This window comes from Bradyrhizobium sp. 61, assembly GCF_023073075.1.
Lineage (GTDB): Bacteria > Pseudomonadota > Alphaproteobacteria > Rhizobiales > Xanthobacteraceae > Bradyrhizobium > Bradyrhizobium barranii.
The window spans coordinates 42,540-64,935 of sequence record NZ_JADPIU010000093.1 but is presented as its reverse complement, the minus strand read 5'-3'; the positions used below and the strand labels follow the sequence as shown (position 1 = coordinate 64,935).

Here is a 22,396-nt window from a genome sequence, read left to right as displayed (position 1 = left end):
GAGGGCGTCGCGCATCCGATTCCGAGAGCGATTATCCATGGCGCGAAGTCCACCTTACAAAGTTTTGATCTGCACCTTGCGGAATTTGATCGTTCCCGCCCCGTGTTGCAGGGCGATCAAGCCTTCATCGAACATCCCGTTCCGCAGTTCGGCCGTTTTCTCTCCGTCGAGCAAGACCGTGATGTCGCGACCCTTCGCCGTGATCTCGAACGTATTCCACTTGCCGCCGGCTTTCGGCATCGAATTGATCTCGACGTAGCGTGTGATCGAGCCAGTGCCGTAACTCGGATCGGGGCGCTGGTCAAAGATGTTCGCTTCATAGTGGGTGCGATCGGTGATCTTCTTGGCATCGAGGCAGCGGAAATAAATGCCGCTGTTTGCATCGTCGCTCGGCCAGAATTCGACGCGCAGCGTGAAGTCCTTCTACGGCTTCTTGCTGACGAGATACCCGGCCTCTTTGCCCTCCATCTTGTCGGCCGTCACCGTGCCGTCCGCCAGATGCCAGTTGGATTGTCCGACCTGATCCCATTGTTCGAGGTCTTTGCCGTCGAAGAGCGTGATCCAGCCGGCTTCCTCGGCTTTAGTCTGTGGGAGCATCTGGCTCACGGCGAAACCCGAGGCGACGAGAGCAAGAGCGAATTGCAAAGAACGCCGTAACGTCATTGGCATGATTAACTCCTCCTGGTCGTCAGCCCTAATGTTTCTCTGAGCGGTGACCTCAATGATAGGGCCGTGCGTGAAATCTGGCTAGGCTTCTCGGTCTTGTATACGTTGCACTGCCGATCGCGACGTAATGGCAAGGCGGTCGCCTAATCTCGGCTGATTGAGCCGTTCCGCGATGCGGGGTCGGAACCGAATGTCCGGTTTGCGCCGCAACGGGCCGGTTCGGCCAGATAGCCCTTTGACCCCAAAGCCAACCTGCGAGAGCTCTATCTTGTCCGGAACCTAGATCGAGTGGTTATTGCGGTAACTTCGTCACAAGTCGGCCAGCAACTTGCGAGCTTCCATGAGATCGCGTGTTTCCAAGCCCTCGCTGAACCAGCTGTAGATCGGCACAAGAGCGTCGCGCGCCTCTCGCCGCATGCCGCGTGCCGCCTGGAGTCTGGCGCGCGCAACGCTTGCGCGAAGCTCGGGCAGCCTTGCTCCCTGGGCGGCGGCAATTTCAATCGCGGCCTCGAACTCCGCGTCCGCTTGATTTTCGGCCTCCTCCCCGGCTGCCAGCAACAGCAGTTCACCGCGCTCCCGGTGAAGTTCGACGGCGCACCAGCTCTCGAGACTTGCGTCCGCAATTGCGACCGCTTCGTCGATGACCCAAAGCCCGGCCATGGCGTTTCCGGCCTTGCGATGAAGCGCCGCGAGCAAGCCAAGATGGTGCGGAATACGTAGCCCCGCACTTGTACGCCGGAAATCCTCAAGCCCAGCATCAAAGTCCGCAAGACCTTCCTCAAGCCTGCCGGATTCAGCGATGGCCCAGGCGCGAACGAGGTTGGCCCATGCGCCATAGTAGTCGAAGCGGTACTCGGCGCAGATGTCGCGTGACTCTGCAGCGGCTTTCAGTGCGGCATCGGGCTCTTGCCGGAATTGATATAGCATCGCCAGATAGTTGAGCGCGAGCGCGACGCTGAATGGATGTGAAATCTCACGCGCCACGGCGAGCCCTTCCTCAGCAATCCTAAGGCTGCGAACGGGATAGCCGAGATGCCAGTCGCAATGGCTCATGTAGGCACGGCAAAATACGCTCATATCGATTCCGTAAACCTCGGAATAATAGCGACCGCGATATTCGCCGGCTTGGGCGCTTCTTGTGAGCCGGTCGCGCGAGAATTGAAACTGGCCGAGGTGGAACGAGAGCACTCCCGCAAGATGATCGGCTTCGGCTTGACGCACGGGGTCACCACTTCGTTTCGCTAGCGCCTCCGTCTCCTCGACGAGGCTTGTGACCTCGCGCAGGTTGGCGCGCACATGATAGACGTGACCGAGCCCCTTCAACGCGGCGGAGAGATCAGCCTCGCTCTGCAGTTCGCGGCTGAGCTCCTGTGCGCGCTGGAACGCCGCTTCTGCCTCGCGTGAAGCAAATCCTTTTGTTGCAATCAGCGGGCCGCCAAGCCCAAGCTGCAGGGCAAGTTCGAAGCGCGAGCGTGATGCTCCAGGAGGAAGTGCTTTGGTGCACTCGAGCCCCGATCGCAGATGGGCAATTGCCTCGATATTCGCCGATCGGGCGGCTGCGAGGCGGCCGGCCCTCAGCCAGTATGGAATGGCCTTCTCGCCCGATCCCGCCTCGCCAAAGTGACGGGCGACGAGCTCCGGCTGTGCTTCGATAAGTTGCGGAAAGAGCGCTTCGATCGATGTGGCAATCCGCGTGTGCAGCTCCTGGCGGCGCCGCTTGAGCAGGCTTTCGTAGGCGGCATCGCGCACCAGGGCGTGCTTGAAGACATAGGTAGCGGCAGGCGCGAGGCCGCGCCGGAAAACGAGTTCTGCCGCTACCAGGCGGTCAAGCGCCGCAGCGAGCTCCCCACCTGGCATCGACACGACCGCAGCAAGCAGCTCGTGATCGAACTCACGCCCGATACAGGCTCCGATCTGGGCGACCTCCTTGACTGGGGCAAGACGGTCAAGCCGCGCCATCAACGAATCGTGGAGCGTCGCCGGGATCGCCAAGGACGGGAATGCTCCGGCGAGCACGTAGCGAGCGCCGGTGTAGCGGAGAATCCCGGCTTCAAGAACGGCCTTCGTGAGCTCCTCGGTAAAGAGCGGCACACCCTCGGTCCGCGCCAGAATCTGGTCGAGGACCTCGGCGGGAAGCGCTTTGCCTTCGGTGATCCGGTCGACGAGTACAACCACCTGCGCCTGTGGCAGGCGATTTAGCATGAGCAACGTGACGTGCGGAAACCCGGTCCATGGCGGTGGGAGTTCCGGGCGGAATGTGGCGACGACCAGCACTGGCAGGTCCTGAAGACGATCCACGATCTGATCGAACAGCTCGCGCGAGGTGGGATCGAGCCAGTGCGCGTCTTCAAGCACCATCAGCACCGGGCCACGAGCGGCAAGTCGATTGAGCCGGGCCAGGAATGTGCGGAACAGGAGCGCCTTCCTTTGCTGCGGCGACATCTCTGGCTGGGTACTCGGCCTCTCAGTTGGAATGCCGAGCAGATCGGCAAGAAGCCGGATTGCATCGCTAGACAGCCCTTCGCCGTTTTCGCCAAGGAGTAATTCGAGGCGCTTGAGCCGTGTTTCCGCGGCATCCTCAGCTGCGAACCGTGCCTCGCGCTCGAGCTGCGAGATGAAGGGAAAGAGCGGGCTGTTTAGGTGATGCGGCGAACAGGCGTAGCTAACGAGCGTGATTTGTTCGGCCTGTAGCCGTTCGCGCAGCGCGAGCACCAATCGTGATTTTCCGATTCCTGGCTCGCCAAAAATCAGGACGACCTGTCCAGCCCGTCCTTTGGCAAGCCGCCACCGTGACAGCGTCAAATCGAGCTCCTCGCTGCGCCCGACGAGTGGCGTGACGTGGGCTCCGTGCAAAGCCTCGAACCTGCTCTCTACCCGGCCTTCGCCGATGACCCGCCAAGCTTGCACCGGCTCGGCAAACCCCTTGAGCCGAAGGGAACCGAGCTCAACAAATTCGAAGAGATCGCCGACCAGGCGGCGCGTGCTGTCGGCGATAACGACCGTACCGGGCTCCGCAACCTGTTGCAGACGGGCCGCGAGATTAGGCGTCTCCCCAGTGACCGCTTCCTCCTTCGCAGCACCTTCCCCGAGCAGATCACCCACCACGACAAGCCCGGTGGCGATGCCGACGCGTGCTGCCAGCAGGCCTCCTGCGCCTGACGACAGGCCGCTGACCGCTGTTGCGACCGCAAGTCCCGCCCGGACAGCTTGCTCTGCCGCATCTTCGCTTGCGCGCGGCCAGCCAAAATAGGCCTGCACTCCGTCTCCCAGAAACTTCGCGACGTGGCCCTCCAGTCGCGCAATCTCTCCCGCTACCGTGTTCGAGTAGGCCCGCATGACCTCGCGCAGCTCCTCGGGATCGAGACGGCGGCTGAGGTCGGTCGAGCCGACGAGGTCGACGAACATGAGCGTGAGCTGACGGCGCTCCACCGACGCGGGGGACCGCGCCGCAGCCAGGTCCGCTGGTAGCAGGCCGATTGCATCGAGAAGCTTCCGTCGGTGGCCGACGGCCTGGACTCCAATCTCCTTGAGATCTTCAGCCGTCAGGTGGGGCAGTATCTCAGGGTCAATTCCGTTGTCGCGGAACGTCTGCTCATAGGTTAGCAGGCCCAGGCTGCGCAGCCATTCTCCGATGTCCAACTTCGTCTCCGTAGCCCCCCTCGATTACGGATCCCCTCCTCCTCTTGTCAGGCGGCCGGTCGCTGTGCGGCGGACGGCCTGACGTTCTGGTTTAGCCGGAACTGGTTGCCGGGATCGTACTTGGCCTTCAGCGCGGCAAGACGAGCGTAGTTCGGGCCGTAGGCGCCGGCTACGCGATCGGTCTCGTCCTCCGGCATGAAGTTGACGTAGACGCCGCCGGTTGCGTGAGGCGCGGTCTCAGTAAAGAGCCTGCGCGCCCAGGCGATCGAACGTTGCTCATCCGCCGGATCGCGCCATCGCGTGTGAACGTTCATGACAAACTTCGCATCGCGGTGGGGGAACGCCGTGGCGTCGACGGCCGTGCGACTGGTGGCGCCACCAAGCTGACCAATGAAAATCTCGCACTCCCCGGTCGGCAGGCTTGTCGTATGGCTCACCAGCATGTCGAGAAGACCATCGTTGAGCTCGACGAAATTGTGCGACTTCCAGTAATTATAGGCGCCGGGCGTGAGCAGTGGGTCAAACGCGGTCTGCCAAGCCGCGAAGGGCTGCATGCCGATCACGTCCGCGATCGGCTCTCCGAGCGCGCGCAAGGGCTCCAATGCACGCTTGCCCTCGTTCTCATCTCCCGCATAGCAGACGGCGAACGCGACGATCTCCTTGCCGTGAACCTCGGCGGGCAAGAACGGCAGCGGCGGCGCCTGCCTGAGCACCACCCACACCGTCAGTTCGTCGGGCGCCTTGACGGCGACGTCGCGATAGCCCGCGAGCAGCTCCTTCGCTCGCGCAAAGGGATGGACGATGAGTCCGGCCAGAACCATTGGGCCAACAGGGTGCAGGCGGAACTCGAACGAACTCACAACCCCGAAATTGGCTCCGCCTCCGCGCAGCGCCCAGAACAGGTCGGTATTCTCGGCGATGCTTGCCCGGACGAGCTCACCTTCGGCCGTCACCACGTCGGCCGAGATCAGGTTGTCGGCGGCAAGCCCGAACTTGCGGCTAAGCCACCCGAAGCCGCCGCCCAGCGTCAATCCCGCAACGCCGGTCGTCGAGTTGATCCCGAGCGGGGTAGCAAGGCCGAAAGCTTGCGCCTCCTTGTCGAAGTCGCCAAGCGTTGCCCCCGGGTCCACGCGCGCGGTGCGGTGAAATGGATCAACCCGGACGGAGCGCATCAGCGAAAGATCGATTAAGAGCCCGCCGTCACAAACAGCATTACCCGCGATGTTATGGCCGCCGCCGCGCACGGCGACCAAGAGGCCGTGCTCACGCGCAAGCCGTACGGCACGAATGATGTCTGCGGCCCCTCTGCAGCGCACGACCGCGCCTGGGCGGCGATCGATCATTGCATTCCAGATCGTGCGTGCTTCATCGTAGCCCGGCTCCTCGGCCAGACAGACGTCGCCTCGCAAGGTTTGGCGAAAGGCAGCAATTGCATCGCTTTCAAGCGTAATCGCCCCGCCCTGCAGCGAGGCCAGCCGGATCTCCGCCATGGCATCTTCTCCGTGACTAGCGGTCAGTATTTCGGCAGTCAGCTCTCATACTCTTGGACGGATCAGCAGAAGGGCGGCCACGCCCACGGACTCTTGCAACCGAAGCGGCGCAGAATCACCCCGCTGCACGCCGTTCGACATTGCGAACGGCAGATTTCCACCTAGAGGTTAGTCCTCCGGCAAAACGAATGGTTCTGCGACAGAGTGTCTCGTGGATGAGGAGCGCCTACAAGCCCGCGCGGGTCGGCTTTCCGTCACCTGCCGACGAAACCAAGAAATCCGGTCCGCCAATAGGCGACATGGGACCGCCCGCCTGTCCCTGTCACACAGAAGGCGCACCAGACATCTGTTACTGCTCAAATCAGTGTCGGCGGCTGGGTCAATATTTCTGACAGGAACTTGCAACATCTCTGTCGCCTTCGAAACTCCGTCAGTGCCCTCTCATTGGCAATACCGATTCTGGGTAGCCCGACGGAGTCGACATCATCCTCTCGCCGCTCTCCCGCCGCAGCCTGACCCGTCCTCAGTGAAGCAGCCTTTGAGGGATCTGCACTTCCTGCCGAATAAAAGAGATCATGTGCAACGCCGTCAGCACGACTGTAAAATAAAGCGTCACCGTGAGGACTTGGTGTACGCGCCAGGTGCATACGTCGAAAACAAATCCTCGAATCTCGCGGCACCTTTTGCAATCGGCGCAAGTGGTGTATTTTACTCTAGGTTTGCGGCACCGACACTCGGCGCTTGATGCATCGCGGGAGCGGCAACATGAGCGGCACCTATTGCGGCGTGCCGGATGGCATGCTTGAGCCCGGCAACATTGACCTCAACACCCGGCTCCTGGTCCGCAATCCCGATGGGCTCGTGCCTTCGATGGTCGTGGATATCGACGGCAAGCAGACATTGTTGCCGGCCAGGTCGCCAGATGGTCGGACCATGCGCTCGGACGAGGCGATCGCGGAGTATCGCAGGACCAGCCGGCACCTGGGCAAATTCTCGAGTTTGCAAGCCGCAAATGAATACGCGCAGCAGCTGCACGAGAACCAAGCGAAGCCGCCGACTGATTTCGACCTTGAGTTCTACAAACTGCACCGGGCTCACGAGGTAGCCCTGAATAATGCTACTGCCACTTATGAACAGTCATTGATACGCCTGATCCTAATTCTCAATGTAGCCTCTATCGGAGGGCTTCTGGCACTTATCGGACCCAAAGATTCAAACGTAAGCTTTGATCCCGTCGGAGTACGCCGGGCAATTTATAGCTGGGGCTTCGGGATATTAGCTGCGATCTTAGCGACCTGCTTTGCGTATTGGTCACAGAGCAAATTTACTCAAGCGTATCGCTCGCGCCGCATGGCAATGGAACTTTTTAAGGCACCACCCGGCGACTGCTCTGGGGTTGAAAGGTCGAAGATGTATGGATTGGCGATGCAGAAGGTCAATAACAGCAAGGTACCGAAAACTGCCCAAGAATATTGCGACGGTGCAGACAGCTTCCGCGAGCGGGCCGACTGTTGGCAGACTGCCGCAATCAGCCTCGGTGTTGTCGCTGTGATCCTCTCGATTGTTGGCTTCTGTTTCGCGATCTACTCGATCGATACGCGAACGTCACCTCAACCCCAAAGGCGGAGTTACTTCTACTTCGGCTTCCTGCCGTCATCTATGCCGCTCGACGACATCGGCACTATCGATCTCACCGGCAAAAGAACCGGCAGGGCCTAAGCCCACCCTCGGCGCATCTCTTAGACGCCCCTTGGCCGAGGATCGCGGCCTACCGCATTTTAACGTGGCAGGCCGCAGCGAATTTGGTGGCCAATGTCTCAGATGGGTCATTCGCGTCATTTTTGGCCTGTTTGCCGGATTTCTGCTTCTCCCCTGACAGCAGCGGAATAGCACACATCCACCAACCGCTGCTTGGGGCCACAAGCAGACATGCGCGGGGGGCGACGGCACCGCGCGGTTCGTCTGTTAGCCCCCGGGACCGTCCTTCATGATGTAGCCCATCAGGTCATCCACGTTGTGCTCCAAATCCCGGATGATGTTCTTGACGACGTCTCCGATCGAGATCACGCCCACGATCTTGCCCGCGTGCAGCACTGGCAGATGGCGAAAAGTGCGCTGAGCCATCATTGCCATGCAGCCCTCTAGCTGATCGTCCGGCTTGACCGTCACGGGGTTGCCCGTCATCACTTGGCCCACCGGCGTCTGCTTCGCATCGAGCCCGGGCAGCAGCACTTTGATGGCGCAGTCACCCTGGGTCACGATACCGACCAGCACGTCATCGTCGATGACCAGCACCGACCGAACCCGGTTGTCGCGCATCTGGCGCAAGGCTTCGATGACCATGTCGCCGGAACGAACATGGATCAGGATGCCACTCTTCTGGGCCAGAGCATTTTTTACTGTGCTCATCGATTTCCTCTCGTGGGCCCTGTCCCGCCCCCCTCGATGGTGAGCATTGAAGGATAGTCGAAATATCTTGCCGCGTCAGCACCGCGCCGATGTCGCCGGCTGCTACGGCTCAAAAGCGGCCCGGTGCTAACCCGCGGCGCCAGGTCTGGTTTCAGATCGCAAGCGGACCTCTGGGCTCCCGCTTGGTGCCCGCCTCCACAGTAAGCAGCACGCCGCAGCAAATCAGCAATGGCAACCTGCTGTCGGCCAGATCAGGGCGGCATCTGCTGTCACGCCGGTGCGTGAGAATTTTTGGTAGCGAAGGTCCGACTCCGTCAAATTCCCTCCCCCAAATCCCTGCCGTTTTCAGTGTTCGCGGCCAAACCAACTTAGCATTCTGAGATAACCTGGTGACTAACCGTGACCGTCAGGGATTGCGCCGCGAGAACGAGATGGCATAGGCGCCGTTGCGGACATCGATCATCGGATCGTCGGACTGCTCGATCCCGTCGGTGAGTTGGCCCGGCAGGAACAGGAGCTTCTTCTGCGCCTCGTCACTATTCGTCACAGCCTTGTCGATCGTCAGCACGCCAAGCTCGACCAGCTTGCGATCATCAGGCCAGGGCTTTGATGGATCCTTGGTGGAGTCACCGGCGGCAGCGAGTTGCGCCTTGAAGCGGAAGGTCACCGGCCCCTGCTTCAATCGTGCGGGCAGCTCCTCCATCAGGAAGTCCGGCGTCTTCTTCGCGGCCTCCGCCTTGTCCAGGTGCACGACCTTCTCGGGGATCATCTGGTAACGGACGGCCTGTCGCTCACCCGCCTTGTTGACGAACACGAACGCATTGATGCCGAAATAGGCCTCGTTGGCAAAACTGTCCGGCGTGGCGACCGTGGCGAAGGCAGCCGGGATGGTGGAGTGGCTTGCCACGAACTGCTCGAACTTCGTCGGCTTGGCCGCGTCCGGCGGGCTCTGCGCGATCGCGACGAGCAGGTCGCGAAACTCCTCGCTGGTCGAGACGGGAAAGAATTTCAGCGAATTAATCACGATGTCCATGTCGCTGCCGTCGGGCAGGTGAAACTTCACCGCCATCCCATGCGGATTAGCGTCGTCGGAGCCGTCGGGCAGATTCGGCACTCCCGTGGAGTCCGAGAACCGCACCGTCGCCGGAACCTCAGTGCCACCGAACAGCACCGCCTTGCTCAAGCCGGCGGCTTCTGGAGAGGCCTTGAACTTCCCCTCGGCCACGACGCCCTTTGCGTGATTGGCGCGGAATCCGGCGTGGACACCGAACACCTTGTTCATCTGGTTGACGATCTGCTCCTCGACCGGCGCGTCCTGCGCGCGGGTGACGGCGGGCAAGGCCAGGCCAAACGCAACCAGCGCGGCGACGAGCTTGCGGTTCATCATCAGCGGCTCCTCCTGTCATGGGCATCGCAGCATAGCAGCATAAATTGACGCATGAGCGACTTTCGTGACGTTCACGGCGGACGCGCGGTAACTCCCTGCTCATGCCGGCCCCTCGACAGGTTGACCGAGTCCGCACATCCTCCGGAAGCGGACGGTTGCGACCGAGACCGGTAGGTCCGCAATGGGCCAATACCGGAAGTAGATGCGGGCGCTGAACGTCGGCGAGCGATGCCCGCTCCGGGCATCAATCTTCCGCACGCCAAGGTGACTACCTATTCAAATGCCGCGATTGCAAGCACAACGGCGGCGAGGATCGGACCTGCATCGGCGACAAGCGGGCCATCATGTGCGCTGACTGCGCCTGCGCACTGCCCGATGATCACAAACCTAGAAATATCGCCACGGACAAGCACGCGCAATCTGTGCGTTAGGAACTTTGTTCAATCTCATGATCGTTCTAATATTTGCACTGCCGCAGACAGGACAGAAGAACCAAGACTCACTTGCGATTACCTTCGGACCCGGACTGGGATTGTAACCGCACATCGTTCGATGACATTGAAAACCGTCGCAAGCATCATAACCCATGAATGCAATTTCAGGGGCGGGATAACCTGAACAATACACTTTCGTTCCAGTCCAGCATTTGCCACCGTCCCCTTCTGAATTACTCTTCACGTATGTCATTCCCAGATCAGTGCAGTCTGCTGGCGACCCAAGGCAAAATGGGGCTGTCCCAATCCACATCCCTGGCTCCGCAAATGCATCCCTGCTTAGCAAGATAGCGATTACTGCGAAGGCTATCCTGAATAGGATCATAGAAGCCTCCCTGTGACAGATGTGGGGGGACTCCAGGGTGGATACCCAGACCCACCGCAGAAGATATTTGAGCAACACCAGACACGCCTGTAAAGAAAGATCCCCATGTCGCATGACTTACCAATGGTCAGTCGCGCGCATTGCTTTCCTTCCTTCATGATCTCGCGGAGAGACTTCGGCCGCGGAGGTGACCCGTAGCGGCCCTCCCACTGGGCCGCGATCACGCCCTCGAAGGGAGCTTCCCCGGAGTGCAGCTCGGCATTCCGCTATCGGTTCTGCCTAGCGTTCGCCGCGCCAGGCCCTGCCACCGAAATGCCCATGCCGATCCAGGTGCTAAATCGAAATGACCATCATACGCTGGATGCGAAGGACCACGACGGGTCGATGTCGCATTTGGGTCGGAAGCGGCCCATCACGACCAGGCAGCGCGACGTCCGCTCTAGACTCCCAAGCGGCCGCACATAAGGACAAACCCCTAGGCCACCTGCAGCACCGACGGGGCCCTCGCGACCCCGTTTTTAATTGCGGCCGATGGTCGTAGCCTCCACGTCCATGATCGCAGCCTTGGACGAGGGACATGTCGGTGGCTATTCGGTCGCTTATGGCCGCGACGATACTTATTTCCCGGTCTACGTCACGGCGGCGCTGGCCGCGATCTTCTGCACGGCCGCGCTTCTCACCGGCGCGCTCTACTGGCTTGCGCTCGCGGCGCTCGCGGCCGGGTTTACCTACTACAACATTCCGCTGCTCGAGACCGGCCGGCCCACGATCGGCGCGAACCAATACGGCATCTTCATCCAGGCCTTCGGCCTGATCCGGTGGCGCGCCATCGAGCGCATCGATCTTGTCGAGATCGCCGAGCGCGCCATGACGGTGCATGAACTCCAGATCGTGCTGAACGCACCGCTCACCAGCGCGCTGGTGGCCGACTGGCGCAAGCAGCCGTTCTGGCGCTGGTTGATGCGCCTGCCCTGGCGGATGAGCCACACCAACATGGTGCGGATCAATGTCGAGCCGTTCGATCAGCCGCCGGACATGATCCATCGCACCTTCCTGCGGATGTGGCGCTACTACCGCAGCTAGCGACCACGCATGCATCACGTCCTCAGCACGAGGTGTGCGTAGGCCTCTGCCCTCATGCCGTAGGTCCATGCGACCGCTTCGCGCGCCGTGCGCAGATTGGCCGGCACCTGGAGGAAGAAATGCCTGCGCGTGCCGTCCGGCTCGGGCGTGGCGTTGACGACCTCCACGGCCGCCCAAGGCGTCCGCGGCGAGCCAGTTGCGGCGCCACAGGATTCCGGTCTCGTCCTCGGCCACACAGGTGGCGCCGCCGAGCGCGACGTAACGTTCCGGCGTCATGATCTCGATCATGCAGCGGCGGACCTGGACGTCGACTTGCTCGTCGATCGCAGCGAGCGTGATCCGGTCCCGATGTTCTATGATCCAGCGGGGCACCTCCACCCCGCGCCAGGCCCAGATCGACCAGCCGTCGGGATAACGCAGTGCCGGACCGCTGGCGTGATGCAGCCGGTCGCGCGCGTCACTCACATGAGGTTCGGTCGCTCCGCGGGCCAGCAGGTGTACTCGTGCGGCTGTAGCCAGCCCACGCTCGTCGCGAGCTGCATCAGGCCGCGCAGCGGCTCCGCCTCTGCGTGCAGACCAAGGACCTCGCGGAGATAGTCATAAGCGCCAAGCCACGACAGATCGTGCGGCCCCGCTGCGCAGGTCGAAAAGCCCCGCGGAGCAGAGAGCGCCTGTAACACGCCGGAGAACGACAGGCCGGTTCAGCGCAGCTGGCCCAGCATGGACAGATTTTGCTCCGGCACGCTGCGTATCACCGCGTCGGCCGCAGCGGCGACCAGCAGGTCGGCGGGATTGACTGCGCTGTCGACTGCGGCAAGCACCTTCCGGTGAACCCGCGCTTCAACCTGCGAAGCTATGCGCCGGCGCAGGCGATCGAGGAGACGAAAGCGCACATTGCCGCCGTCGCCCTGCGACATCCGGCCGGCAAGCCCGGACAGCGCCAGCGGGCTGTCGCACCATACGATGCGGGCCGGCGGCTCCAGTCCTGCGGCCTCATAGGCAAGACGCACGCCCTGCTCCGCGGTGTCGCGATCGGCAGGCGCCGTCGAGCGTCGGATGGCTCTCCACCGCGCGCGGTAATCGCCCAACGCCGCCATCTGCCCGCAGACAGCGCCTGCTCAGTCGGCGAGGACGCGCGCATCCCGAGGCCCCAGTTCACGCTGGCGGCGCACCCCATAGGTCCCTCGCGGCAGCGTCAGCGGCGCATGCTCCTGATGCGTCACCCGCGCATAGGCCGAGGCGATCTGGAGATGCCCGAGATAGAGCCCGGCCGGAATGTCGCGCGCCAGATCGTCGTCGCGAAACAGCGTCACGCGCTCGCGGATCGCATGACAATGTCCCGTGGCCTCACCCTCCAGCAGGACCAGAGGCGCACCTTCGGCGATTTCGGCGAGCGTTCCCGATGGCGCTACATCGGGTACCCGCTCGATCAGCAGGTCACCTTGCGCAAAAATCTCGGTCATCGGGCCTTCTCCCGTGCCGGCGCATCCGCGGGGAACGCGGATGGCCGGATTCGTTCAACATTGCCGTCGGCGATCTAGTGCACGACCTCGCCATGCAGTGCGAGGTCGAGACCGTCGCGCTCCATATCTTCCGACACCCGCAAACCGATAAACAGCTTGATCACGTACAGGATGATCAGGCTGACGACGGCATCGTAGACAAAGACCGTGGCGACGCCGATGCACTGGTTGATGAACTGGCCCGGGTTTCCCTCCAGAGCCCCCGCGGTGCCGCCATATTGCTCGACGGCGAAGACGCCGGTGAGCAATGCGCCGACGATGCCGCCGACGGCGTGGACGCCGAAGCAATCGAGCGCGTCGTCATAGCTGAACATGTTCTTGAGCCCGGTGCATCCCCAGTAGCAGAGGACGCCGGCCGCGATGCCGATCACGAAGGCGCCGATCGGGCCGACGAAACCGGACGCGGGCGTGATGGCGACGAGGCCTGCCACCGCGCCCGAGCAGATGCCGACGACCGTCGGCTTGCCCTTGAGCGACCACTCGACCAGCATCCAGGTGAAGCTGGCGACCGCGGTCGCGATCTGCGTCACCAGCATCGCCATGCCGGCCTGCATGCCTGCCGTCACCGCGGAGCCCGCGTTGAAGCCGAACCAGCCGACCCACAGCAGCGAGGCGCCGATGAAGGTCAGCACCATGTTGTGGGCCGGTCCCGCCTCCTTGCGCTTGCCGAGCATGATGGCGCACATCAGGCCTGCCACGCCGGCATTGATATGCACGACAGTCCCGCCGGCGAAGTCGAGCACCTTGACCCAGGCGGCGTCGTTGCCGGAGGCGAAGATGCCGTCAGGGCCCCACACCCAATGCGCGACCGGCGCGTAGACGAAGATCGCCCACAGGCCGATGAACCAGAGCATCGCGGAGAACTTCATCCGCTCGGCGAAGGCCCCTGCAATCAGCGCGGGCGTGATGATCGCGAACGTCATCTGGAAGCAGATGTAGACGCTTTCGGGGATCGTCGCCGCGAGCGGATTGGGATTGCCGATCCCGCCCTTGCCGATGTCGCTGAGGATGTCCTTCAGGAACATGCGGTCCAGCCCGCCGATGAACGGCGTGCCGGCGCGGAAGGCCAGGCTATAGGTCAGGATCGCGAACAGAATCGTAACTAGGCAAGTCACCGCAAAACTCGTCATCACGGTGTCGCCCACGTTCTTCTTGCGCACCATACCGCCATAGAACAGTCCGAGCCCCGGGACCGTCATCATCAGCACCAGCGCAACGGAGGTGAGCATCCAGGCGGTGTCGCCGGGATTGGGCGTGCACTTCTCGAGGATGTTGCCGCCGCAGGCTGGCGGGCCCGCATCCTCCGCGAGCGCAACGTCGCCGAGGGCGAGGTAGAGCAGTGCAATTCCCAGCAACGCGACCACCAATGTCACGAGCCTTTGGCGGGTGGATGTTCTTGATTCCATCATCGTCCTCCCAAGTCGCAAGAGATGTCTTCTGGGCCCTGTTTGAGTGGAACCGCAGAGACGATCATGCGCGCCGGCGCGACGACGCCAGCGAGATCAGCTCGGATTTTCGGGACACAATGAGCGCGGCTCGGCGCGATGAGGTCGTCGAGCGTCGATGGCTGGAGACTGGCACCGACCAGCCTCATGGCTTATCGGCCTTTCCCTTGTCGCCAGATCGGAAAGCGTCAGAGACGGTTCCAATTCTTGGTCAAAGGACGTGCAAGATTCGCACCAGCGACACGATTCATTCAAGCTACTGAATGCGCTTCGATTCCAGTTTGCTGCTTTGCGGCAACCGCGCCACGCGCTGCTTCACGCAGCAGCCCATCGCCCAACGAATGAGCAGTGGCTGACGATGCCTATGCGGTTCGCATCAAGGGCGGCGCGGTCGGCTTGATCAGCGCAAACGCGATCTCGACGATGCCGGCGGCGAGCCCCACCGCCACGCCGATGCGCCAGGCCATGTTGTAGGAACCGAGCGCGTCGTAGATCAGCCCGCCGCCATAGGTGTAGTCGACCGGCCGCCGCTGCCGCTCCGTCGCCGGGTCGAGCGGGTCTTTGGCCGCCAGCACGTTCAACAGCATCGCCGCGTCGCGCACCGTCCGCGTCATCGGCCCTGCAGTGTCCTGGCTGTGCGCGATCGGCACGATCCCGGCCCGGCTGACCAGCCCAACGGTCGGCTTCACGGTGACGAGGCCGTTTTGGCTCGCGGGATACAGCAGCGAGCCCGACGTCTCGGTGCCGATCGAGGCTGCGCACAGGCCGGCCGCCACCGCGACAGCCGAGCCCGCGCTCGATCCGCCCGGCGGCACGACCGGGATGCCGCGATCATCCATCAGCGCCGGCGCGCAAGGGTTCTTCACTTGACCGCCCATTGCGTGGCACTACGCCAACTGAAGCGATGGGCCAACTGCAGACATGCTCGAGTATGCAAGGTTGGCTAACTACTCGGGCAATCCGGCCGTCTGCAATGCCGCGCCGAGCTTCGTGGCGAGCGCCGGCGCGCAGTCAACATCGCCAAACTGCTGACTGATCCTAAAATTGGGCTGCAATTCAATTACGCGCGCAGCGGCTGCCTTCGCCTCGTCGAACCGGCGGAGCGTGACCAGGGGCCCGATCAGGATGACATAGTTGATGCTGTGCCCTGAATTGGACTGCACCGCCCGGTAAGCCGCCTTTGCCGCCTCATCCGGTCGCTCCAAAAGAAAGTGTCCGAGCGCCTGCGAGCCAAACGCCGCGAACGACCAGGAATCGAACGGTGACAGCCGCAGCGCGCGCTCGCCCCACGCAATTGCCGGTTCCGCTTCGGCGGCCCACATGAGCACATGCCTTCCGGGATATCCCTGAATGCGGACATCGCTCGGTGCAGTTGGCATGTCTCGGACGGGCCATATCCGGACCAATACCCGTGCCGTTTCGAAGGATGAAAATTCACTGGCTTTCGGCTATTTTGCGTTGAGCCGCAGTTCTGTGGCGGCGATCTCGAATCGAGGTTCGCCATGACCTCCAGGTCCTCGATCAGGCGGCTCGTCGCGCCGCTCGTCGCTTTTTTTCTGACCATCTGGCCGTTGGTTTCGCCGGTACATGCTGTTGAGGACACCGGCAAGGTTGGCGTGGTGTCCTTTGGCCTGTTCGGCAATCAAGGCGTGTTTAGATCCGAGGCGACCGGCGCAGCTCAGGTCGTAGCCGGCCGTTTCGAGACTGGCCCGATCAACGTGGAGTACAATTCCAAGAAAGGCGGAAATGCAACGATCGAAGCTCTGACCAGGTCGTTGCAGGCGGCAGCCAACCGCTTGCATACCGAGAAGGATGTTCTCTTTTTGATTCTCACCTCGCATGGCTCTCCTGACGGCCTTGCAATCAAGGCGGGGCGGCTCACAGAAACGCTCACGCCATCTCGTCTCGGCGACATGCTCGCGAAAACAGGTGTGCGGCACAAGGTGGTGGTCATCTCGGCTTGTTATTCGGGGGTTTTTATCCCGCGTCTGGCGAATCCCGACGTGCTGGTCATCACCGCGGCCGATGCCAACCATCCGTCGTTCGGCTGTCAGGACAAGGCCAAGTGGACCTATTTCGGCGACGCTTTTTTCAATGTCGCGCTCCGGAAAGCCGTTAGTCTGAAGGATGCGTTTCTGGATGCGCGCTCAATCGTCCGGAAGCGAGAATTGCGGGAGCATTTCGAGCCGTCGAATCCCCTCATGGCAGGCGGCGCAGACGTGCTGCCATTGCTTGTCGCACGCCCTTGAACAACCGGCCGCGAGCGCAGAGGCTATTGCTCGCGGGCGCATCGCCGTTTCCGGTCTACCCCGATAAGCAGACTGTTTGGCGGCCCGCTTAGACTTCGCATTCGGGCCACTTTCGGACATGTGGCAAGAAATTTGCGTGGCGATTTGCACCGGAGCGTGGTTGGTTTCGAACGTGCCTGACCCACACGCACATGGGCTGAAGTGAGGCATGTTGCGGTGCCTTACTGGGCAGGTCTGGATGAAGCGACAACAACGGTTGGTGGTGAAAGCTGAAGCCGGTAAGAGCTGAGCACACGGCCGGCCAACCGTGCAAATAGCGCAATTGGTGAATAGCGCGGATCAAAATAGAAAAGGTCAGGATGATACTCAAGCCTGCAAGCTTCCTGAAGCCCACAGGGGCCATAGCGAATATCGTAGTCTTATCGTTCGCGACTTTTCTAGGAGCGGCCCACTCTGCTTCCGAGCAGAAGGCGGGTGACGGTGATGTCCGAGAAGTGAGTTCATCACCGCGGTCAAAGATATCAGCGACCATCGCGGAGCAATACCCCTCCGTACGAGCGTTAGCTCTGGTTCAAGGAAACTGCGTCGTTTTCGAATACTATCGCAAAGATATTGACGCCGAGACGCCATCGCCAGTCCACTCAGTGACGAAGAGCGTACTCTCCATCTTGGTAGGTATTGCCATTGACGAGGGTTTTCTGCGCCTCGATGAAAAACTGTCCGAAGTCTTTCCCAAAGAATTTGACGAGAAAGTTGATCCGCTCGCGCGCGACATCACGGTGCGCGATCTCCTGACCAAGACAGAGGGCTTTGAGGAAGGTGACGTCCCTTTCAAAATAGGTGCTGAGGTCAAGGTAGGTGCCGGGGTTTCCGGAAAGTCGGAAATTTGGCGATGGATGCTCAATCGCAGGGTCAAGTATCCGGGCGGCGCTCACTTCCGTTACGATTTAATAGGGTCTCATCTTCTTTCGATCGTGCTGTCCACCGCGATCAAGCAGAGCGCCGCGGACTTTGCGAAGCAAAAACTTTTCGGCCCCCTGCAGATTGACAACTACACTTGGCTTTCCGATGAGGAGGGGTACTTGTATGGTGAAAACGGTCTCTATTTGACCGTGCGCGATATGGCGAAGATCGCTACCCTGTATCTTCAACATGGCCGATGGGGAGATGTGCAGGTCGTGTCGGATGCATATGTGCGGGACTCGACGACCAAGCACAACGACGGCGGACCTCCGGCCAAATCGGCCTACGGCTACCAATGGTGGATAAACGACACCGGTACAGACCCTGCGGCATTTTTTGCGGCGGGGTACAAGGGCCAACTGATCTACGTCGTCCCAAATCGAGATTTGGCTTTTTCTGTTGCGGCAGACTCTATCCCGGGCGGAAGCCGAAAGTTCATCAACAATGTTGTTTTGCCAGCCGCGATCGGGCTGTCTCAACCAGTACAATGCGTGGCACCTGGGGCACAATAGCGCCGTCGCGATGTCTCATTTGGGTCAAAAGCTGCGGTCAGCCCAACGATCGTGTGACGTCCGCTTTCCCGTAGACAGCCGACATCGCGACGCCTCTTGCGCTGGTCAGTTCAGGGCCAGAAGCCGACATCCCGGCTCGCAACGTGTACGTCAGCTTTGCTCTATAAAAGCGGGCCTTACTCGAGTTCTTCGCGAAGTCGGGCATCTATGGGAGGGCCAAGCGGATCGTGCGCGAGCGGCGATGCCTGCGGCGCCAGGATCTCGAATGTTCGTTCCTGGTGTATTGGCGGCGTCGCTAGCAAGCGACGGGCTATGGCCATGAAAGACAGCAACAGGCTGACGGCAGCCATAAAATAGAACAGGCCATCGATGCTGAAGCGCGCCATCACAATTGTGCCGATCAGCGGACCGAGGATCGAGCCCAACCCGCTGACCAATATGAGCTGCCCGCTTACTGCAACAACCTGATCAGCTGGCATTTGGTCGTGCGCGTTGGCGACGCAGACCGGGTAAAGGGTCGACATGAAACCGCCGAGCACGGCGGCGGCGGTCAAGATCACCGGACGAGAGTGTGGTAAATTGACCACCGCGATCGCGGTGGCTGCAAAGCCGAAGCTCAGCATCGATAGCACGACGCGCCGATCGAACCGATCCGAGAACCTGCCGATCGGGACCTGGAACGCGAGCCCGCCGAGCACGGCGATCAGCATGAAGATCGCGATCGTCTCGCGTGCGATGTCTTCATCCTGCATCCACGCAGGAACGAGCGAATAGAAACTGGCGCTGACGAGCCCGCTCACCATGCAGCCGGCAACAGCGACAGGCGCCGCACGCGGCAATCGGCCGAACGGCAGAGTTGTGGACGCGGCCGCGCGGGGCGGTTCGGCCCGTGTCGTGCTCACGATGACGAGCGCCACAGCAAACAGGACGGCGATCCCATTGAAGGGTTCCGCCGTTTCAACCTTCGCCTTGCCGATGAGGAGCTGCCCCAGCGCCAGAGCGAGGAACGTGCCCAGCATGTAGACCGAGAATATCCGCCCGCGCTCTATTGGATCCGCCTTCGCGTTGAGCCAACTCTCTGTGGCGATGAAAAGGCCAGAGCAGCCAAAACCGATGATCGCTCGCAGGGTCAACCAAGCCAGCGGCTCCGGCAGCAGCGGCATCGTCGCGGTCGCGGCGACGACCATTCCTGCAAAAGCGGCATAGGCGCGAATGTGTCCGACCCGTCCGATGATCCGTTCGCAGCGCAATGCGCCCAATGTGAAGCCGGCAAAATAGCTGCTGAGCACCAGACCAGATGTGGTCGCCCCGAAGTCCTCAATGGCGACACGCAAGGATATGAATGTGCCGAAGAACCCGTTGGCGAGCTGTATGATACTCGTCGCGAGTACCAGCACCCCGATCTGCGCTCGCGGCGACTTCGATCGCATGGGCCATCTCCATTGCAACTACTTGATGATTTACGCGGCTGGCGTGAAACCCGACGAGCCTCCCAGGCAAATTGGCCCCGTCGTGATACGCTGGTGGAACCTGGATTGCAGATCACAGCGGCAACGACTTGAGCGTCACAGCAAAAGTTGGTCGTTGAATGTCCGCCTCGGGTCAATCGCGTCGATTTGGCCACGTCTCAGCCATGTCCGAACTCGCCCCGACTGCCGACGTACGGCTGGCCGTCGCGATCTTCGACTTCGGGCCAGAAGCTGACCTCGGATTTTTGGCGGATGACGATCTCCAGGCTGAGCCTCTCCCGGCTTCCTAGTCTAGGAAGATGCATCTCGTGCCAAGTGCAAGGCGGCCTCAACGCCGCCTTCCAAGATCTGCTCTGCCTGCGTAGCATTGGGCATAGCCCGCGCGAACTGAAGGGTGCCCACCATGAGGCCGAAGATGGCGGTCGCGCGGCGGCGGCTCGCTGCTGCATCTGCGTCAGGAAGCAGCGCGGCCAATGTCGCAATGTAGCTTCGCAGCCCTTTCTCGTAGTCTTTCCTGGTGGACAGGGGCTGTCGGGCGATTTCGGGGAGCAACGCTGCCGAGGGGCACCCGCCCGTCGGGTCTTCGAGGTGAGCGCGGTTCAGGTATCTCCGAATCGCGCCCTCAAGGTCCAGGCCCCTCCGCTGATCCTCATCGAGGCGATGTTGCTGGTCGCTGAGCGCGCTTGCCAACACCTCGCGAACGAGCGCGTCTTTGGACTCGAAGTGCGGAGAGAATGCGCCTTTGGTCAGGCCGGCCTCGTCCATGATCCCGGCGATCCCGGTGGCGGAGATGCCGTTCCGGCGCATGCACTTCGACGCCACATCGATGATGTGCCGTCGCGTCGCCGCCTTATGACCTTTCTCGAAGCGCATCTTCTCTCCTCTCCACCAATATCCCGCGGCCCTTACGCTGCGGCCGCTTCCAGCAAAGCTTGGAGGTCGCGATCAAGTTGCTAGGCCACTGGATCGACATCATCGCGGCCAAACCGACTGAAAACGGATGCTGGTCGATCACGACGTTAGATCGCACTCGACTCTGCGCCCAAGATGCCCTCGATGCCGCGGGCAAGGTTTAGAAGCCCTCGGTCGCTCCCTAAGGGGGCATCCAGCTCAAGCCCAATCGGCAGCCCCGCGCGAGACAAGCCAACAGGAAGGCTGACACCGGGCAACCCCACGCTGCTTGCCGACACGGTGTGGTTCGCCAAAGCGAGGTAGCTAACTTCCTGCCCCCCGATATGGACGGTCGCCTGCTCCTCGATCAAAGGCGCCGTGCAGGGCGTGGTCGGTTGCAGAATGACCAGCGCCCCATGAGAGACGAACGCCGTGTTGAGTCGGCGCTGGATTTCCGGCCGGCTCACGTCGAGCGCAGTCTGATAGGCCTCTGCCGAGGTAGCACCTGCGCCACCCGGCAGCACGATGTGCCCCCACGCCTGCCGAAGTTGGGGCTTAAGGCCCTCATAAATGGCCTCGAACGTGGTCGGAATGTCATGGCGGCGAAGAAATTCCGAAATTTCGCCCATCGTCTCATGAGCGAAGATGCCCCATGTTGCGGTTTGGACGAGGGAATTGAAATCGTCGCCAAGATCTACTTCAACGATCTCGGCGCCGGCGTCCTGCAAGCGCCGAACCACCTCGCGGAAGCGGGTCTCGACTTCCGAGTCCACCAGATCCAGGAACTGTCGCGGCGCGAAGGCCAGCCGGACTCCCTTCAGGTCGTAGCCGCCGTTGGAGAACTCCGCAGCTTGTTCACCGGTCACGACCTGATCCACCAAAATGCAGTCCTCGACGTTTCGGGCGAACACGCCCGTCGTATCGAGCGTATGGGAGATCGGCGCAACGCCGTCGCGTGGCCAACGTCCAGTGGTTGGCTTAAATCCCACGACCCCACAGAACGATGCGGGTACCCGGATGGACCCAACGGTGTCACCGCCCAAGGATGCGGGAACGATGCCGGCGGCCACGGATGCGGCGGAGCCGCTCGAGGAGCCGCCCGACACGCGATCTCGTGCGTGCGGATTCTTCACCTGGCCATAACGTGCGTTGTGACCGGTCAAGCCGTATGACATCTCGACGAGGTTGTTCTTGCCGAAGACCAAGGCGCCTGCCCCCTTAATGGCCCGGACAGCGTCGGCATCTTCGCGCGGCACGAAGTGAGCGAGGCCTTCGACGCCCAGGCTGGTAGGTAGCCCTTTCGTCAAATAACTGTCCTTCACCCCAAGCGGCACGCCAAGGAGCGGGGCCGCCGATCCGGCCGCACGCGATTTGTCTGCGGCCCTCGCGGCCGCGAGCACCCCGGCCTCGTCGATGGTGATGAAGGCGTTCAGTTCGGCAAGCGCTCGGGCGCGCTGTAAGAGCGCCGCGGTGTAGGCCTCCGAGGTGATGTCGCCGTTGCGAATCGCTGCTGCAGCGATTGCGAGCCCAAGCGAGTCGACGTCTGTGGTTTGTCGCGATGCGACGTGGCGTGAGGCCGTGGTCGTGTCGTCCATGAAATCCTCGCTAGGAGCTGTTTGGCGGCACCCGGCCGCCGCCCAACAGCGGCTCAGCTCGATGCCATTACGGTCACAATATTAAATTACGATCGTAATTCAATAGAATTGGTGGCCTCGCCGGGGACACATGAGCGTGAGGTGCCGATGGATTGCGGGCAATGATTGGTTTCAACGGCGATTTCTGCTAATGGGATGGTCCGGCCGTGCTCCTGCCCCGCCAGCGATAAGCTGGCCAGGGGCGCCAAGACAGGGA

17 protein-coding genes and 1 pseudogene are annotated in these 22,396 nt (G+C 61.6%); 4 read left to right on the top strand and 14 right to left on the bottom strand.

Features of this window, described 5'->3' with window-relative positions; genetic code table 11:
* Positions 1–54: 54 nt before the first annotated feature.
* From IVB46_RS38250 to IVB46_RS38240, 3 genes and pseudogenes are all read right to left on the bottom strand, one after another.
* Positions 55–597 (bottom strand): annotated as a pseudogene (locus tag IVB46_RS38250) (DUF1080 domain-containing protein).
* Positions 598–975: 378 nt separating this feature from the next.
* Positions 976–4,305 carry an adenylate/guanylate cyclase domain-containing protein gene (locus IVB46_RS38245; RefSeq protein WP_247345053.1) on the bottom strand — a complete coding sequence of 1,110 codons (3,330 nt, stop codon included), beginning with the start codon at positions 4,303–4,305 and terminating at the stop codon, positions 976–978.
* Positions 4,306–4,352: 47 nt separating this feature from the next.
* Positions 4,353–5,795: an FAD-binding oxidoreductase gene (locus tag IVB46_RS38240; protein ID WP_247345049.1), complete on the bottom strand. Its 1,443-nt coding sequence runs from the start codon at positions 5,793–5,795 to the stop codon at positions 4,353–4,355.
* Positions 5,796–6,560: 765 nt separating this feature from the next.
* Between IVB46_RS38240 and IVB46_RS38235 the strand changes: the two genes are divergently transcribed.
* Positions 6,561–7,514, top strand: coding sequence for a hypothetical protein (locus tag IVB46_RS38235; protein ID WP_247345046.1), 954 nt, complete (start codon positions 6,561–6,563; stop codon positions 7,512–7,514).
* A gap of 246 nt (positions 7,515–7,760) precedes the next feature.
* Here the strand turns inward: IVB46_RS38235 and IVB46_RS38230 are convergent, their stop codons facing one another.
* Both IVB46_RS38230 and IVB46_RS38225 read right to left on the bottom strand, forming a co-directional pair.
* Positions 7,761–8,204, bottom strand: coding sequence for a CBS domain-containing protein (locus IVB46_RS38230; protein ID WP_247345042.1), 444 nt, complete (start codon positions 8,202–8,204; stop codon positions 7,761–7,763).
* Positions 8,205–8,610: 406 nt separating this feature from the next.
* Positions 8,611–9,591 (bottom strand): catalase family peroxidase, encoded by a 981-nt coding sequence (locus IVB46_RS38225; protein WP_247345039.1) that lies wholly within the window; start codon positions 9,589–9,591, stop codon positions 8,611–8,613.
* Between the two features lie 1,371 nt (positions 9,592–10,962).
* Here IVB46_RS38225 and IVB46_RS38220 point away from each other — a divergent pair.
* Positions 10,963–11,493 carry a hypothetical protein gene (locus IVB46_RS38220; protein WP_135178336.1) on the top strand — a complete coding sequence of 177 codons (531 nt, stop codon included), beginning with the start codon at positions 10,963–10,965 and terminating at the stop codon, positions 11,491–11,493.
* A 14-nt stretch (positions 11,494–11,507) separates the two neighbouring features.
* Here IVB46_RS38220 and IVB46_RS38215 read toward each other — a convergent pair whose 3' ends face one another.
* The 6 genes from IVB46_RS38215 to IVB46_RS38190 all read right to left on the bottom strand — a co-directional run bounded on the left by IVB46_RS38215 (position 11,508) and on the right by IVB46_RS38190 (position 15,783).
* Positions 11,508–11,660, bottom strand: coding sequence for a DUF6745 domain-containing protein (locus tag IVB46_RS38215; RefSeq protein ID WP_208088302.1), 153 nt, complete (start codon positions 11,658–11,660; stop codon positions 11,508–11,510).
* 534 nt (positions 11,661–12,194) lie between these two features.
* Positions 12,195–12,581, bottom strand: a complete 387-nt coding sequence (locus tag IVB46_RS38210) for a hypothetical protein (protein WP_247345035.1) — start codon at positions 12,579–12,581, stop codon at positions 12,195–12,197.
* 30 nt (positions 12,582–12,611) lie between these two features.
* Positions 12,612–12,956, bottom strand: coding sequence for a hypothetical protein (locus tag IVB46_RS38205; RefSeq protein ID WP_247345032.1), 345 nt, complete (start codon positions 12,954–12,956; stop codon positions 12,612–12,614).
* Positions 12,957–13,030: 74 nt separating this feature from the next.
* Entirely contained in the window at positions 13,031–14,425 is a 1,395-nt protein-coding gene (locus IVB46_RS38200) for an ammonium transporter (RefSeq protein WP_276010588.1), read from the bottom strand.
* Between the two features lie 398 nt (positions 14,426–14,823).
* A complete protein-coding gene (locus tag IVB46_RS38195) occupies positions 14,824–15,327 on the bottom strand; it encodes an amidase family protein (RefSeq protein WP_247345029.1) in 504 nt (167 codons plus the stop codon).
* An 81-nt stretch (positions 15,328–15,408) separates the two neighbouring features.
* Complete coding sequence (locus IVB46_RS38190; RefSeq protein ID WP_247345026.1) at positions 15,409–15,783, bottom strand: hypothetical protein; 375 nt, start codon at positions 15,781–15,783, stop codon at positions 15,409–15,411.
* A 180-nt stretch (positions 15,784–15,963) separates the two neighbouring features.
* Between IVB46_RS38190 and IVB46_RS38185 the strand changes: the two genes are divergently transcribed.
* Together IVB46_RS38185 and IVB46_RS38180 are read left to right on the top strand one after the other, a co-directional pair.
* Positions 15,964–16,710, top strand: a complete 747-nt coding sequence (locus IVB46_RS38185; RefSeq protein WP_247345023.1) for a C13 family peptidase — start codon at positions 15,964–15,966, stop codon at positions 16,708–16,710.
* A gap of 359 nt (positions 16,711–17,069) precedes the next feature.
* The gene (locus IVB46_RS38180; protein WP_247345020.1) at positions 17,070–18,185 is read left to right on the top strand and encodes a serine hydrolase; all 1,116 of its coding nucleotides are present in this window, start codon (positions 17,070–17,072) and stop codon (positions 18,183–18,185) included.
* A 176-nt stretch (positions 18,186–18,361) separates the two neighbouring features.
* Here the strand turns inward: IVB46_RS38180 and IVB46_RS38175 are convergent, their stop codons facing one another.
* The 3 genes from IVB46_RS38175 to IVB46_RS38165 form a co-directional block, all read right to left on the bottom strand.
* On the bottom strand, positions 18,362–19,615 hold the full coding sequence (locus tag IVB46_RS38175; RefSeq protein ID WP_247345017.1) for an MFS transporter: 1,254 nt from the start codon (positions 19,613–19,615) through the stop codon (positions 18,362–18,364).
* A gap of 330 nt (positions 19,616–19,945) precedes the next feature.
* Entirely contained in the window at positions 19,946–20,527 is a 582-nt protein-coding gene (locus IVB46_RS38170) for a TetR/AcrR family transcriptional regulator (protein WP_247345014.1), read from the bottom strand.
* A 146-nt stretch (positions 20,528–20,673) separates the two neighbouring features.
* On the bottom strand, positions 20,674–22,140 hold the full coding sequence (locus IVB46_RS38165; protein WP_247345011.1) for an amidase family protein: 1,467 nt from the start codon (positions 22,138–22,140) through the stop codon (positions 20,674–20,676).
* Positions 22,141–22,396 lie beyond the last annotated feature (256 nt).